The sequence below is a fragment of the Massilia sp. UMI-21 genome (assembly GCA_015277795.1).
Taxonomy (GTDB): Bacteria; Pseudomonadota; Gammaproteobacteria; order Burkholderiales; family Burkholderiaceae_D; genus Telluria.
In genome coordinates, this window is sequence record CP063848.1 from 2,028,968 (window position 1) to 2,044,222 (window position 15,255).

10 protein-coding genes, 1 tRNA gene and 1 pseudogene are annotated in these 15,255 nt (G+C 60.1%); 10 read left to right on the top strand and 2 right to left on the bottom strand.

All coding sequences use genetic code 11. From position 1 onward, the window contains the following. Positions 1-270: 270 nt before the first annotated feature. The 7 genes and pseudogenes from IM543_09005 to IM543_09035 all read left to right on the top strand — a co-directional run bounded on the left by IM543_09005 (position 271) and on the right by IM543_09035 (position 8,309). Complete coding sequence (locus IM543_09005; protein ID QOY95949.1) at positions 271-1,635, top strand: cache domain-containing protein; 1,365 nt, start codon at positions 271-273, stop codon at positions 1,633-1,635. Continuing rightward, a complete protein-coding gene (locus tag IM543_09010; GenBank protein QOY95950.1) occupies positions 1,632-2,282 on the top strand; it encodes a response regulator transcription factor in 651 nt (216 codons plus the stop codon). The genes IM543_09005 and IM543_09010 overlap by 4 nt, the downstream gene beginning before the upstream one ends. Positions 2,283-2,378: 96 nt before the next feature. Then, a complete protein-coding gene (locus tag IM543_09015) occupies positions 2,379-3,548 on the top strand; it encodes an HDOD domain-containing protein (protein QOY95951.1) in 1,170 nt (389 codons plus the stop codon). Beyond that, a complete protein-coding gene (locus IM543_09020) occupies positions 3,541-5,589 on the top strand; it encodes an EAL domain-containing protein (protein ID QOY95952.1) in 2,049 nt (682 codons plus the stop codon). The genes IM543_09015 and IM543_09020 overlap by 8 nt, the downstream gene beginning before the upstream one ends. Positions 5,590-5,636: 47 nt before the next feature. Continuing rightward, a tRNA-Ser gene (locus IM543_09025) sits at positions 5,637-5,726 on the top strand. A gap of 189 nt (positions 5,727-5,915) precedes the next feature. Then, positions 5,916-7,112 (top strand): annotated as a pseudogene (locus IM543_09030) (integrase arm-type DNA-binding domain-containing protein). A 57-nt stretch (positions 7,113-7,169) separates the two neighbouring features. Further along, positions 7,170-8,309 carry a Fic family protein gene (locus tag IM543_09035; GenBank protein ID QOY95953.1) on the top strand — a complete coding sequence of 380 codons (1,140 nt, stop codon included), beginning with the start codon at positions 7,170-7,172 and terminating at the stop codon, positions 8,307-8,309. Between the two features lie 89 nt (positions 8,310-8,398). Here the strand turns inward: IM543_09035 and IM543_09040 are convergent, their stop codons facing one another. Then, complete coding sequence (locus tag IM543_09040; protein QOY95954.1) at positions 8,399-8,647, bottom strand: AlpA family transcriptional regulator; 249 nt, start codon at positions 8,645-8,647, stop codon at positions 8,399-8,401. 546 nt (positions 8,648-9,193) lie between these two features. Here IM543_09040 and IM543_09045 point away from each other — a divergent pair. From IM543_09045 to IM543_09055, 3 genes are all read left to right on the top strand, one after another. Next, entirely contained in the window at positions 9,194-9,901 is a 708-nt protein-coding gene (locus IM543_09045) for a toll/interleukin-1 receptor domain-containing protein (protein QOY95955.1), read from the top strand. Positions 9,902-10,284: 383 nt separating this feature from the next. Then, positions 10,285-11,664 carry a putative DNA binding domain-containing protein gene (locus IM543_09050; protein QOY95956.1) on the top strand — a complete coding sequence of 460 codons (1,380 nt, stop codon included), beginning with the start codon at positions 10,285-10,287 and terminating at the stop codon, positions 11,662-11,664. Between the two features lie 296 nt (positions 11,665-11,960). Beyond that, positions 11,961-13,622: a hypothetical protein gene (locus IM543_09055; protein QOY95957.1), complete on the top strand. Its 1,662-nt coding sequence runs from the start codon at positions 11,961-11,963 to the stop codon at positions 13,620-13,622. Positions 13,623-14,164: 542 nt separating this feature from the next. Here the strand turns inward: IM543_09055 and IM543_09060 are convergent. After that, a complete protein-coding gene (locus IM543_09060) occupies positions 14,165-14,977 on the bottom strand; it encodes a hypothetical protein (GenBank protein ID QOY95958.1) in 813 nt (270 codons plus the stop codon). Positions 14,978-15,255 lie beyond the last annotated feature (278 nt).

Sequence of the window (15,255 nt, forward strand, 5' to 3'; positions counted from 1 at the left end):
GATTGACTACTTGTCGTGGCCGGACCCGACTCGATGGACCGGCGGTTTCTTGGACAGCGTACCGGAGAGTATGTTGCACGAATATCAGCGCCGCAAGCGCACCATTACGCAGTATCTGCGTAGTAGTACGTAGGCCCGAGGCCGGCTCAGGCCGTAAAATACCTGACCATCCCCCCGCGCTCACGCTGGAAATGCCGGGCCAATGATTCCACCACCGTTTGAACGCGCGGACGGCATCGCCGTCCACCCTGCGAAACCCGACATTCACCGATGAAACTAAGGCAGAAGCTCATCGTGCTGGCGATCGCGCCCTTGATCGTGGCCTTGTGCGCCATCGCCCTGTTCGTGCGCCAGCAGGCCGTCGAACTGGCCCAGCAGCAGCGCGCCACCATCCAGCGCGCCTACCTGGCCAGCAAGGAGGCCGAGTTGCGCCACTACGTGGCCCTGGCGGCCCAGTCGATCGGCCACCTGGTGCGCACCGGGCGCAGCGACCCGGCCACGCTGGACGAGGCCAAGCGCATCCTGGGCAGCCTGAGCTTCGGCGACGACGGCTACTTCTTCGTCTACGACATGAAGGGGCGCAGCCTGATGCACCCGCGCCAGCCCGAGCTGGTCGGCACCGACATGTGGAACTGGGTCGATGCGAACGGCGTGCCGACCATCCAGCGCCTGATCGAGCGCGCCCGCGCCGGCGGCGGCTTCCACCGCTACACCTGGACCAAGCCGTCCTCGCACCGGGCGGCCCCCAAGCTCGGCTACGTAGTGCCGGTGGCGCACTGGGGCTGGATGATGGGCACCGGGATCTATCTCGACGATGTCGAGGCCGCGCTGGCCCAGGTCGATGCCCAGCAGTCGCGCAACATCGACGAGACCCTGCTGTGGATCGCCGGCCTGGCCGTGCTGGCATCGAGCGCGGTGGCCGGTGGCGGCCTGGCCCTGAACCTGCGCGAGCTGCGCGTGGCCGACGCCAAGCTCAAGGCGCTGGCGCAGCGCGTGGTCGAATCGCAGGAAGAAGAGCGGGCGCGCCTGTCGCGCGACCTGCACGACGGCATCAGCCAGGCGCTGGTCTCGGTCAAGCTGCAGCTGGAAGCCGGCATCATCCGCCTGGACGGCGACGCCGGCCAGCAGCGGGCGGCGCGCGCCTCGCTCGACCGGACCGTGGAGCAGGTCAAATCGGTGCTGGGCGAAGTGCGCCGCATCTCGCACGACCTGCGTCCGGCGCTGCTCGACGACCTGGGCCTGGCGCCGGCGCTCGAGCACCTGGCCGGCGAGTTCGGGCTCCACAGCGGCACCCCGGTGCGCCTGCGCTGCGAGGGCGCGGTCGATACGCTGCCGGAAATGGCGGGGACGGTGCTGTTTCGCATCGCCCAGGAGGCGCTCACCAATGTCGAGCGCCACGCCGGCGCGCGCCAGGTCGAGATGCTGCTGGCGCGGCGCGGCCGCTGCCTGAGCCTGAGCATCGCCGACGACGGCGAGGGCTTCGATGCCCAGGACATCGCCCGTCACCCGCAGCGCGGCATCGGCCTGCGCAACATGATGGAACGCATGGAAGCGATCGGTGGCCGCCTGGCGATCGATTCCTCACCGCTCGGCACCCGCGTGGCGGCCAGCATCGACCTGAAGGAACAGACATGACCGAGGCATCGGAGAGCCCGCTGGAGACCCGCATTCTGCTGGTGGACGACCATCCCCTGGTGCGCGACGGCCTGCGCGCGCGCCTGGAAGCGGCGCCGCGCCTGCGCGTGGTGGGCGAGGCCGGATCGGGCCAGGAAGCCATCGCGCAGGCCGGCGCCTGCCGCCCCGACCTGGTGCTGATGGATGTGAACATGAAGGGTGGCAGCGGCATCGAAGCGACCGCCAGCCTGTTGCGGCACTATCCGGGCATCGCGGTGCTGATCCTGTCGATGCACGACAAGCCGGAATACGTGACGCAGGCGATGGCGGCCGGTGCGCGCGGCTACGTGCTGAAGGACGCACCCGGCAAGGACATCGTGCTGGCGATCGATACCGTGATGGGCGGCGGCATCTACTACAGCGCCGCGCTGGCGCGCCAGCTGGCCAGCCCGGCCGCCGCGGGCAGCGTGCTGACGGTGCGCGAACAGGAAGTGCTGGACCACCTCGCCGCGGGCCAGTCGAACAAGCAGATCGCGCGCGCGCTCGACCTGTCGGTACGCACCGTGGAAACCCACCGCCTCAACATCAAGCGCAAGCTCGGCATCGAGGGGCAGGCGGAACTGATCCGCTACGCCGTCCAGCGCGCCGAACACGGCGGTTATCCGTAGGCGTGGACGAAAAGTATCTCCAAAGAAATAAAAGATGTTGCTTTCTGATAATCGGTGCAATAAGATTGGCCGAATATCACTGAGAGCCCTCCCATAATGGCCGAGCAGCATCCCGACTCGTTTCCGCTGGTAGCAATCGACCCGGTCGCCAATGGGCAGAACGAGTGGGTGGCGCTGTGCCTGCGTGTCGAGGGCGGCCCCGGGTTGTCGCAGCGCCTGCAGGCCGTGTTCGGTACGCCGGACCTGCTGGCCGCGATCGCCCCGCTCGACGGCCTGCTCCTGCTCGACGACCCTGCTGCGCTCACGCAACCGGTGCTGGCCCTGGCGCCGGCCAACCGCATTGGCTTCGTTGTCGCGGCCTCCGCGCTGGCGCGCGACGGGGCGGGGCGCCGCCTCACCGAACTGCACGAACTCGGCTACCGTCTCTGGCTCGACGGCGCGCCGCCGCCCGGCGTGGCGGTGCCGCCGGCGCTGCGCACCATCGCGCGCGACTGCGCGCAAGACCGCTTGCCGCCCGGGCGCCTGGCCGCGCTGTTCGGCCCGCACCTGGTGCGTGGCGTCGACAGTGTCGCCGCTTTCAGCCAGAGCGAGCTGGCCGGCTTCGACTGGTTCAGCGGCGATTACCCCTTAGACCCGTTGTTTTCCGGCGACACCCATGACGTCGGCTCGCGGCGCCGCATCCTGACCCTGCTCGGCCTGCTGTCGCGGGATGCCGATTCGCGCGAGCTCGAGCAACAGCTCAAGCAAGACCCGGCGCTGTCCTACCACCTGCTCAAGCTGGTCAACTCGGCCGCCTTCGCGGTCAGCACCCAGATCACCAGCTTCAACCAGGCCATCAGCCTGCTCGGCCGGCGCCAGCTGCAGCGCTGGCTGCAGTTGCTGCTGTACGCGCGCCAGGGCGTGGACGGCCTGCCGAACCTGCTGCTGCCGCTGGCCGCGCGCCGCGGCGCGCAGCTGGAAGCCTTGTGCAAGCAGGGCGGGGGAGAGCGCGACGACTGCGACCTGGCCTTCATGGCCGGCGTGTTCTCGCTGCTCGATCGGTTGCTGCACATGCCGATGTCCGAGATCGTCGCCGACCTGCACCTGCCGCAGCACGTGGCCGGCGCGCTCCTGGACCGCAGCGGCGCGCTGGGCAGCTGGCTGCGCCTGACCGAAACCCACCCATCGCAGGCCGCACTCGACGGGGCCGGCGTGCAGCGGGCCGACTGGTGGAGCAGCCAGCTGCACGCCTATCACTGGGCGATCCAGGTGGGCCGCAATGTGTGATTCGGCCGTCGCCGTGGTCGCGTCCCTGGATTTCGCCGGCGCCGCCAGCGCCACCTGCGACGCCGTGCTGCGCCTGCGCGGCGAGGCCCTGCACGAAGCGCTGGGCCGCATCGCCGCCGCGCTGACGGACAGCCCGGTGGGGCGCTTCCTGCCCGGCGCCGGCGTCGGCGGCCCGGCCGGCGCCGGCCCGGTCCTGCGCCAGGTCGTGGCCGGCGCATCGGAGCAGTTCGGCATCGTCGAGGTGGCCGGGCGCGCGGCCTATACCGCCGAGGATGCGGGCCAGCTGGCCGCGCTGGCGCACCTGGCCGCGTCGCTGCTGCAGGTGCATTCGCTGGCGGTGCGCTCGACCCATGCCTACGCGCAGATGGAAGCCCAGCTCGCGCACCAGTCGCAGATCCTCGACCAGATCCACGAGTCGGTGCTGACCATGGACCAGATGGGCTACATCACCAGCTGGAACCGCGGCGCCGAAGAACTGTTCGGCTACAGCGCGCTGGAAGCGATCGGCCGCAACATCCTGTTCCTGTATGCGGACGAGGAGGAGGGCTTCCACGACAGCTTCGCCGAGGAGGGCGGACGCATGATGGAAGTGCGTCGCCGCAAGAAGTCGGGCGACGTGTTCTGGGCCAGCCTGTCGCTGTCGCCGCTGCGCGACCTGGCCGAGCGCCCGATCGGCCTGATCGCCTATCTCACCGACATCACCGAGAGAAAGCGCGCCGAGGAACAGCTGCACCACCTGGCTTATTACGACGAACTCACCGGCCTGCCGAACCGCACGCTGTTCGCGCGCCTGGTCGACCAGGCGCTGATGGTCGCGCAGCGCAACGAGGCCGCCGGCTGCCTCCTGTTCATCGACCTGAATCGCTTCAAGCGCATCAACGACACCCTGGGTCGGCGCATCGGCGACGAACTGCTGCGGCAGGCCGCCGAACGCTTCCGCAACACCTTGCGCGACGAGGACGTGGTGGCGCGCCTGTCCGGCGACGAGTTCGCGGTGGGCCTGTTCGACATCCGCCAGCATTTCGAGGCCACCACGGTGGCGCAGAAGCTGCAGGCCGCGCTCGACGCCCCCTTCCTGATCGGTGGCCACGACCTGCGCGTGGGCGCCAGCATCGGCATCAGCGTCTACCCGCAGGACGGCAGCGATGCCGAGACCCTGCTCGGGTTGGCCGACATCGCGATGGAACGGGCCAAGCAGCTCGATGCGAATCCGGACCGCAGCGTCGCCTTCTTCAGCCAGGACATGAACCAGGGCATGCAGGAGCGCATGCGCATCGAATCCGGCCTGCGCCAGGCGCTCGGCAACGGCGAACTGACCCTGTACTACCAGCCGAAGTTCGAGATCGGCAGCGACCGCATCGTCGGCGCCGAAGCCCTGGTGCGCTGGCTGCACCAGGGCTTCGGCATCGTGCCACCTAGCGAATTCATCCCGCTGGCGGAAAGCACCGGCCTGATCGTGCAGGTGGGCGAGTGGGTGCTGGAGCAGGCCTGCGCCCAGGCCGCGATCTGGCAGCGCGCCGGCATCGCGCCGTTCCGGCTAGCGGTGAACGTGTCGGCGCGCGAGTTCACCCAATCGCTCCCGGGCCGCGTGGCCGATACCCTGGCGCGCTACGAACTGGACGCATGCTGGCTGGAGCTCGAGATCACCGAGAGCACCCTGATGCACGACTTCGAGCGCGTCACCGCGATCATGGACCGCATCCACCAGCTGGGCGTGGCGCTGTCGCTGGACGACTTCGGCACCGGCTACTCGAGCCTGTCCTACCTGAAGCGCTTCCCGATCGACACCCTGAAGATCGACCGCTCCTTCACCACCGGCATCCCCGACGATCCGAGCGACTGCGCGATCGCCGGCACCATCGTCAGCATGGCCCAGCAACTGGGCCTGCGTGTGATCGCCGAAGGTGTGGAGACCCTGGAGCAACTGGCCTTCCTGCGCGCCTCGGGCTGCGACGAGGTGCAGGGCTACCTGTACAGCAAGCCGCTGCCGGCCGAGGGCTTCGAGCGCTGCCTGCGCGAGAACTGGCTGCTGCTGGCCTGATTGACTTCGCCGGTGTTGATGAATTATGTATAATGCCGGTTCCTCAGGGAAGCGTGGCCGAGTGGTTGAAGGCAGCAGTCTTGAAAACTGCCGACGGGTGAAACCGTTCGTGAGTTCGAATCTCACCGCTTCCGCCAAGCATACTGAACAAGAGCCCCGAAATCGGGGCTTTTTTTCGTCTCCTCATAGGAGAAAAATTAAAATCGGTGTCCACCGACGTCCACTAAAATCTACCCACATCCACGCACGAGGGGTGGGTAGGAATATGGATCGTTTCAAGAGTGAAAACCTGGGCGGAGACTACGCCGAAAGGTGGGTACACACCGATGAGCTACACGATCAACAAGCTTTCCGCGATCAAGGTCCGTTCCGTCACCAGGCCGGGCATGTATGGCGACGGCGCCGGGCTTTGGCTGCAGGTGTCGAAGAGCGGTGCCAAAAGCTGGATGTTCCGCTACGACTTTTGCGGCCTGCGTCGCGAGATGGGACTCGGTTCCTGTCACACTGTCGACTTGGCGTTGGCGCGCGAGAAGGCGAAGCAATGCCGCCTCGTGCTGCTGGAAAAACGCGATCCCATCGAGGAGCGTGACAAAGCCCGGGCCGAATACGTGCATCAGCAGGCGAAGCGCGTCACCTTCGACGAATGCGCTTCAGCTTACATCTCCGCGCACCGCGGCAGCTGGAAGAGCGCCAAGCATGCGGCGCAGTGGGAGACCACGATCGCGGCCTACGTGAGTCCCATCATCGGTGCGCTGCCGGTGGCCTACGTGGACACGGACCTCGTCGTCAAGGTGCTCAAGCCTATCTGGACCACGAAGACCGAGACGGCTACGCGGCTGCGCGGACGCATCGAGTCCATCCTCGACTGGGCCACGACCCACAAATTTCGTCATGACGAAAATCCGGCGCGCTGGCGTGGGCATCTGGAGAACCTGCTCGCCAATCCAAACACGATCGCGCCGGTGAAGAACCATTCAGCGCTGCCCTGGCGCGAGATCGGCGCGTTCATGACGGAGCTGCGCAAACGCGAGGGCGTGTCGGCGCGGGCGATCAAGTTTGCCATCTTGACGGCTTGCAGGTCGGGCGAGGTGCGCGGTGCGCGCTGGTCGGAGATCGACCTGGATGCGAAGCTGTGAACGATCCCGGCCGAGCGCATGAAAGCAGGGAAGGAGCATCGGGTTCCGTTGTCCACCAGCGCCGTGGCGATCCTGGCCGAGATAGGGGCCCGTAGCGGCTTTGTTTTTCCCGGCCGGGACAAGGAGACGCTTCTTTCCGATATGAGCCTCACGAGCGTCTTGCGGCGCATGGGGAGGACGGACATCACGGTGCACGGCTTTCGTTCGACCTTCCGTGACTGGTGCTCGGAGTACGGCAAGAATGCGTTCTCGCGCGAGGTCTGCGAGCACGCGCTTGCGCATGGCTTGCCGGACAAGGTGGAAGCTGCGTACCGGCGTGGCGACCTGCTGGAGAAGCGGGTTGTCCTGATGCAGGCGTGGGCCGACTACTGCGGCGGCCTGGAGTAGGGGAGGCTGCCTTTTTTCGGCATTGGCAATGCGGCGATTAATCCGTACAATCACCGCATGAATTGCGGCGAATACACCTATATTTGGCAGGCCCCGGACTGGCCGAACTGGCGCTACGACCTGGCGGCGCTGGTGTCGCCGCTTGCGCAGGTCAGTCAGCGCCAAGGCCTGCTTCTGGGCAGGCTTGCCGACATCGGCCTGGGTTTGCGCGACCAAGCCAGTCTGGCCGCATTGACCGACGACGTGATCAAGACCAGCGAAATCGAGGGCGAGCACCTGAGCGTCGCCTCGGTACGCTCATCCATCGCGCGGCGCCTGGGCGTCGAGATCGGTTCGCTGGCGCCGGTGGACAGGCACGTCGAGGGCGTGGTCGAGATGGTGCTCGACGCCACCATCAACAGCGCGTCGGCGTTGACGCAGGAGCGCCTGTTTGGCTGGCATGCGGCGCTGTTCCCGACCGGTTACTCTGGCCTCAGCAAGATCAGCACCGGCACATGGCGCGACGATGCGCACGGTCCGATGCAGGTTGTGTCCGGGCCTATCGGAAGGCAACGCGTCCACTACGAGGCCCCGCCGGCGCAGAACCTGGCTGGCGAGATGGAGCACTTCCTTGCATGGGTCAACGCACCGGTCCAGGCCGAGCCGGCACTGATTCGCGCGGCGCTGGGGCATCTCTGGTTCGTGACCCTGCACCCGTTTGATGATGGGAATGGCCGTATCGCGCGGGCCATCGGCGACCTGCTGCTGGCGCGCGCCGATCGCAGTCCGGAGCGCTTTTACAGCCTGTCGGCGCAGATCCAGCGCGAGCGAAAGGCGTACTACGACATTCTCGAGCGCACGCAAAAAACCGGCATGGACGTGACCGAATGGCTGCTATGGTTCCTGCAAATGCTCGGCGAGGCCGTGGATCTGGCTCACCACGCGCTCGATGCCGTGCTGGAGAAGGCCCACTTTTGGCAACGCGTCTCGGGTGTGGCGCTTAACGAGCGGCAAGTCAAGATCATCAATCGGCTGCTCGATGGCTTCGAAGGCAAGCTCACTAGCAGCAAGTGGGCGGCAATCGCGAAATCGTCGACGGATACCGCGCTACGCGATATCAACGAGTTGGTCGAACTTGGCATCCTGCAGCGGTCTGGTGCTGGCGGGCGCAGCACAAGCTATGATCTGGTGCGACGGCCAGCGTCTCCGCTGCCCTGAGTATCGCGACAAGTTAGCGGATTGATGCCGGCGCCCGCTATGCTGGGGCGTCTAGATTTCGTCATGACGAACTTTTTCTCCACGTGCTGCTACGAATCAGGCCGACTGGCGCGGATGCACTGGACTGCCCACTGTTCGACTTCATATTTGATCCAGGCCGACGACCTGCCTTGCAGCTTCACAGGTTTCGGGAAGTTTCCTTTCTTGATCGCCTCGTAGATGCTACTGCGCGACCTGCCGCAGATGGCAAGCACTTCCTTTAGTCTGATGAATTGCACGCCTGGACGATTACTCGATACACGGCGTTCGACAGCCACATTAGGAGCTTGTTGATCCATGGATCCCTCCAAACGAAAGTGAATGAGACCTCGTGGCTACGTCAGGCCGGTGGTTCAGGCACCGATATGTTCCTGTGCCTAGGCTTACTAATAGACGTTGCGTCGAGTACCCACAATGCACAATCAGTTTGACGTTGCGTAGCTCCTGAGATATTGCGCCGGTACCTATGCACGCTTCATAGCAGAAGGATCAAATGCGTTGAAGACGGTTTATTGGGGTTTAGGTTTCGGAGGCAGGATAGACTGACGTCTTAAAAGGTTAATCTCTTTGAGATTAACCTTTTGGTCCTCGTCCCTTCGGGACTGCGGGTACGCGGTCTTCAAGCGGTTGAGATCCTTTTACTTGCTTTCTGAGTTACAAGCCGTAAACTGAGCCGTTATACAGGTCCGTGATAGGCCATTTTCGGATGTTCGTTCCTTCTACTAGATGAATGTTGCTATGGCAATTTTTTTATGGGAATATATACTTTAAGTTAGCCAACAACGATGGCTTTAGGCTGCTGTGCATATAAACAGCCCTGTCGCAACAACCAAGAAAGGTAAGCAATGGCACGATGCACTGCACCCGTTCGGGGACACAGTTCCGCAGCCGCACGAGCGAACTGTCCTGCATGCAGTTCCAAATTTGGCGGCTACAGCAGTAGCTACGCTTATGGCGGCGGCTACAGTTCGTCTTACCCGTCGGGCAGCAGCTACAGCAGCGGTAGCAGGTCAGTGGCGAGTGGGAGTTCAAGACCTCGCTGGTCGCGTGCCGGTTCATCTCTCTCGTATACACCAGATCAAGTTGCGTCGCTCACTCCGGTCCGGGAAGCTATTGAAACTCAAACGGCGACCAAGCCAGATCTTCGAGATTGTTTTCTCTGTCACGCCTGGGATGATCGGCAGGGAGCCGCCAGGGAACTGCACGACTTGCTTGAGGCAGTCGGCGTCAAGGTCTGGTTCAGCGAGAAGGATCTAGGCCTTGGCGTGCCAATGATGCGTGCGATAGATAAGGGGTTGGCAACCTCAAAAATTGGCCTCGTTCTCGTAACTCCCGCGTTGCTCGCACGTCTCCCCAAAGAAGGAGTAGCCGACAAAGAGCTTTCAACGCTCTTACAAGGTAACCGGCTGGTGCCAATCGTACACTGGACAACTTATACAGCGCTCCGAGACGTCAGTCCCATGCTTGCTTCTCGTAGCGGACTAGACACCTCGGAAGACTCGATGACGGTGATCGCAAAGAAAATTGCCGAGCTGGTTGCCATCTGGAGCTGACGCGTCCATGGTCGGGGTTAGGTCGATGGAGCGTTCACCTTCGATTTTGTCTCCAGACCGCTTTAGGTCGAACGCGGACGCGGCTAGACGACTGCGCTGGCCAAGCGCAGGTATGCTTGTACTAGTGAGAAGCCCCAAGGAAAGTCATATGGTCGAAAGTATCGACTTCCATAATGCAAGACCAGGATGCCCCGAGATAACCTGCCGCGTGAACTCGGCTGCGGCAGCGGGATGACGTGCGGGTTACGCTTGTATAACACTTTAGGCACTTGGCAGCACTCTACTATTTCCGTGTAGAAGATGAGCGCTCCGCGCAACGATCAATTGGCTGAATTGACGATCATTTTCTGCCGCGCCACATAGTTAATAAAAAAGGGATTTTGATGACTTACCCGGTTTATAAGATCGACGACGAGCAAGTACAGCATATAATAAGTCTCGAAGAGAGTTACTTAAATGACGTGAAAGCTATCGAGATCAAGCCGAGTAAGCTATCGGAAACAGTCTCGGCTTTCGCAAATTTCATCGGTGGCGACATTTACATCGGGATTGACGAAGATAAATCGAAAAAAACCCGCTCCTGGCGCGGTTTCGGGAATCCTGAAGATGCAAATGCAGTGGTACATGTTCTTCTGCAGTCACATGCACTAGGCAATCATCTTTCATTCGAATTCTTGAGTAATGATTCGAGCGCTGGATATGTCCTTCATATTACTGTTCGTAAAGTCAAAGAGATCGTGAAGGCGTCGTCAGGCGAGATCTTCATTCGTGCTAACGCAGGGAAGATTAAGGTCGACACGCAGGAAAAACTACGCCAGTTGGAGTTCGATAAAGGCGTGGCAACGTTTGAAAACGAGTGGATCGAATGCTCGTTGAATCGTGTTGAGAACAGTGAGAGCATTATCAATTTCATGCTCAACGTGATCCCTACTGGCGAGCCGCACAAATACCTGAAAAACCAAGATCTTGTTAAAGACGGATTCGTTAAGGTCTCCGGTATTCTTCTGTTTTGTGACGAACCAGCCGTGTTTTTGCCAAAAAGGTCGAGCATAAAACTAATGCGGTATAAGACAAAAAATGATGATATAAGTAGAGAGTCGCTGGCTGGCGATCCTCAGACTGTCGAAGGTTGCTTGTACTCGCAAATATACGACGCGGTCGATAAGACAAAAAAGATGATTGAAGAGGAAAAACGTATCGGAGCCGAAGGTTTGGAAGCGGTACGTTATCCCGATGAGACGCTTCATGAAGTCATAACAAATGCTGTCTTGCATCGCGACTATAGCCGGACGGCTGATATTCAAATTCGTGTGTTTGATAACCGCATAGAGATTGAAAGTCCTGGTCGACTCCCTGGTCACGTTACCGTGAAAAATATCCTCGACACTCAAAGTGCGAGAAATCCCCAAATAGTTCGATTGATAAATAAATTTCCGAACCCTCCGAATAAGGACGTAGGCGAGGGATTGAATACTGCATTCGAAGCAATGCGCAATCTTAAGCTCAAACCGCCCGAGATTGAAGAAACTGAGAATTCGGTGATCGTCCGGATTCGACACGAGCCGTTAGCGTCGGCTGAACAACTTGTTTTGGACTATATGAAGACGCACGACGAAATCAATAACGCGAAAGGGCGCGAGATAACTGGAATCAAAGATTCCAATCAAATGAAGGATGTGTTTAATAGGCTTAAGGAAATGGGGCAGCTCGAACGAGTTCCAGAAAAGCTCAGTACGGCCTCGGCTTGGCGAACACCAAAATAACTTTAGGTTAAATAAAAAAACACTTCGGTTAATTTAAAGGCAGCAGTCTCGTGCATTGAGAGTTTCTAACTGCCCGCTATCGGGCCAAGAGTGACGTCCATACAACTAGTTCTGCGCGGCGCAGTTCGGGTCGCGTAACACTACTCAGAAATCGGGCACCTATCCAGAAGTGACCGCACCAAAACTGCGAGTAAAATCCAGCGTTAGAAGTTGTTTCGCAGGAACATTCCCTGTAGAGCTATGCCGTCAGCTTGAACTGCGCCAAAAGTCAATCAACCGATCAGGAGTATGCAACGATGCATGATGAAGAGTCCGTTCAAGCTATTCTTGAGAGCTATTCAAACAAATCGATCGGCAACGCTTTAAGGGCTGGCGGTGAGCGCCCTAATCAGCATATTTTGACCATGATCAAAGTTGCGGACTTTCATGCTGAGCTTGCGCAGAGAGATTTTGCTGGGGTGCGTAAGCATCCGAAGGGCGTAGCGAAAGTCATGTGTCTCGGGATCGGTAGGCTGCTACCGGAGATGATGAAAGCCAACAGTGCTGATGCAGGCATCTCTCTTCCGGCAGCTGAAGTAGAATTTCAGGCGGTCCGCACCAGTTTAATGGAAACCGGCCAGCTGCTGGACCTGAAAACGTTGGCGGAAGCCGAAGAATATAAGCTTGTTGCGTGCCGCGTCTGCGGACCTGACGAGGTCGAAATTCGGAAAGTGGCTGCCTCGGAGGAAGCATTGGAGCATCGCGATCGGGACGCTCTGCTCGACGCCGAGCATAACGAACGGTCGGATAATCGCAAGCGCATCGATAAATTGTTTGAACAGGCTTGGCACGCTCGCTTCGCCGCTGGGCCTGCCGGCGACTCGCAAGCACTTGCAGCATTTAGGGAGGCCGGTCGCCAATACCTCGAATTTTTCGCTTCAGAATATGCCGAGGCTGATGCGTTTGCCGACGGTACGGAAATTGGCCCGCTTACCTTCGCGCAGTGGAAACAGATCGTTGTCAATGTCTGCTCGCTAGCGTTCGCAAAGGCCTGGCTGGAAGAGATAACCTTAATGGAGCAACGTCGCTTTAACCCGCTGGGCTTTCTAACGCTCATCCCGACCCAGATTAGCGATGCAGAACTCCGTGAGTGCTTCCGAGTGCCAGGAGTGCCTGAGCAGCCGGAGTTATTCGAAAAGGTCAAGGCGTGCCTTGTCCTTGGCGAAGAGAACGCGAAGCTTGATTATGGGCCGGATGGAGCAATTCCTTGTTTAGTCAGTCTCGGCGACGCGGTGTTTGCTCCCCGATACTCCCGCCTGGGTAACCCCTACATGTTTCTTGTCCAGCGTCTCGCTAAAATCTACTCGTTCCAAATGCGCAGAATCCTTGCGGAGCGAGAAAGCGAGTTTCAAGACGAGATCGCCACGCTGCTCAGATCTAACCACTACCTTTTTGGCGAATCAAACGTCAAGCTGCTCAAGGAGGAGCAAATCCTCACAGACATTGACCTCGTTGTCTACGAAAGGTCTACTAACTGTTTATACCTGATTCAGCTTAAGTGGCTTGCAGTTTATGCGCGTGAGTTAGCGCGACGTGAAAAGCAGTATGACGAGTTGCTGAACAAGGCAGGCGGTTGGGTGCAAAAGGTGGCCAGCTGGGTTGGAAAGGTTGGGCCCGACAACGTGCTGCGGACAGTCGGCCTTGGCGACGATGCCATCGATCCGGCCAAGCTAACCGTTCGCTTGCTCGTACTGAACCGCTGGTGGGCCAGGTTCAGCGGTAAGGAGCCGTTTAACGCGCAAGCAGCATGGCTCTCATGGTCGCGACTCAAATTGTTAGCACGAGAAGTCCCGAGCGGCTCGGCGCCATTGGATTACATCTACCTCAGCGCGCAGAGCATGCCGCTGCCGGTATTCACGCCGGTGACGACCCCTAAGCCGTATACTATCGCTGACTTGACAGTGAACGTGTACACCTAGGCGGCGCACTGGTGCATTGCTGCGCTAGCCGACAACGTGATAGCCCGGCAATCGTAGCGTGCAGTCGTTTCAATCAGAATAGTATTCACTTGGACAGGACTCTACCGCTGAACCTTTCGATGTTCGCTTCGTTAGGTTGCCCATTCTCTATAAACGTAGATACCCGATCCCACGCATGTGTTGCGTCGACCGATTGAATGCGCGGTCGAAAGCGGACCTCGGTAAAAGCTTCTCACATCCGAAGTAGCAAACAGTTCTCCGCCGCAAGCAAAGCAGCCCAGTGGGCACCCCGGTGGGTAGCCTCGGAAAAATAACTCAATTTTCATAGACAAACTACTGCTGACACCGCTTCCGCCAAGAGCCTCCAAGTGTGGGTGATTGTCAGAGGATTCTTGACGGGCGATGGAAGGGCGAGATCAGGAGTAGTGGCCGATCTTTAGGCGTTGCACTTTGTAGCCGCTATCCAAACGAAAAAAGCAGAGGCGTAGGGGGTATCGAGGAGTTTATGCGGGCGGGGAGCATAGTTGCATCCACCCGCATGGTTAACGGATTGTGACCATGGCTAGGTCGTCAATAATGCACACCATCTTACCGTGCTGAGAGACACGCATTTCGCCAATTACAAGGATGTATGCGCCAGCAAATTCCTCCTTGATTTCTAAATCGAAGCGGCCCATAAGATCAGCACGAAGCTCTGGAGGAAGGCCGATGCTCATGTCGCCTTGTCCACCCGTGTTCAACCATAGAACGCCGTTGGCCCCCTCCCTGGCATCGGTCAGCTGACCCCAATAGCCCCTCAACGAGCCAGCGTAGCCGGCATCAACGTCGCCGAAATTGACGAAAAAGTCGCAGGCCGACATTTCCGACCGATTCTCTAGAGCAATCACTACATCCGAATGTCGGAAATTGGGCGACTCAACCAGCAGGCGGAGCAATGGCCGGAGGCGGCGGTGCATGTTCGCCACACGAGGACCGTCGCCGCCAACGTATGCACCTGCGCGCGGCCGAAGTGGTGCCCCAGGAACCGGGTCGAAATGGGTCGGCGGCTCAGCCGCACCAAAATCCAAGTCTACGATAATGCGGTTATTGAAATTGATGAGTTCGTCTTGTCCGTCCCCCATTCCCGGCAAGCGGAGGTCGCGATCCTCAACAGCACGAGAGCAGCCGTCGATATGCGGGCGTGCGCCGAAGCAAGCACCGCGGCCATCGCGCGATTCTTTACGGAAAAATGCTGGGTTGTGGCACTCCGTGCAGATGAGCTGCCGGCGTTTACGCTCCAGGTCTGAGGGGGAAAGGCGGGAGAATTCGATGGCGTTATAGTTATGGCCATCTTCGGTGCATGTTGCGTCATCCATCGCTTCGCAGGGTCCTTGTTGAGTTCGATAAAGTCAATCTGGGGGAATGTTTCCTCATATCAAGATCGTCGATAAATTTCATGCTAAATGCATAAATGAGCGATGGTGCCTGCAAGATGTGCGAACGCCGTCCCAAGCAAGGTGTTCGATGCGGACAATCACAACCTCGCCGTGCTGGAACGCGTGCAGACTGCCACGGTGCACTAAGGGGCTTCACAGGTAGTGGCTCAAGACCAAGCACGAATGGGATATCGACGCCACTGACGGCGCGTACGCGA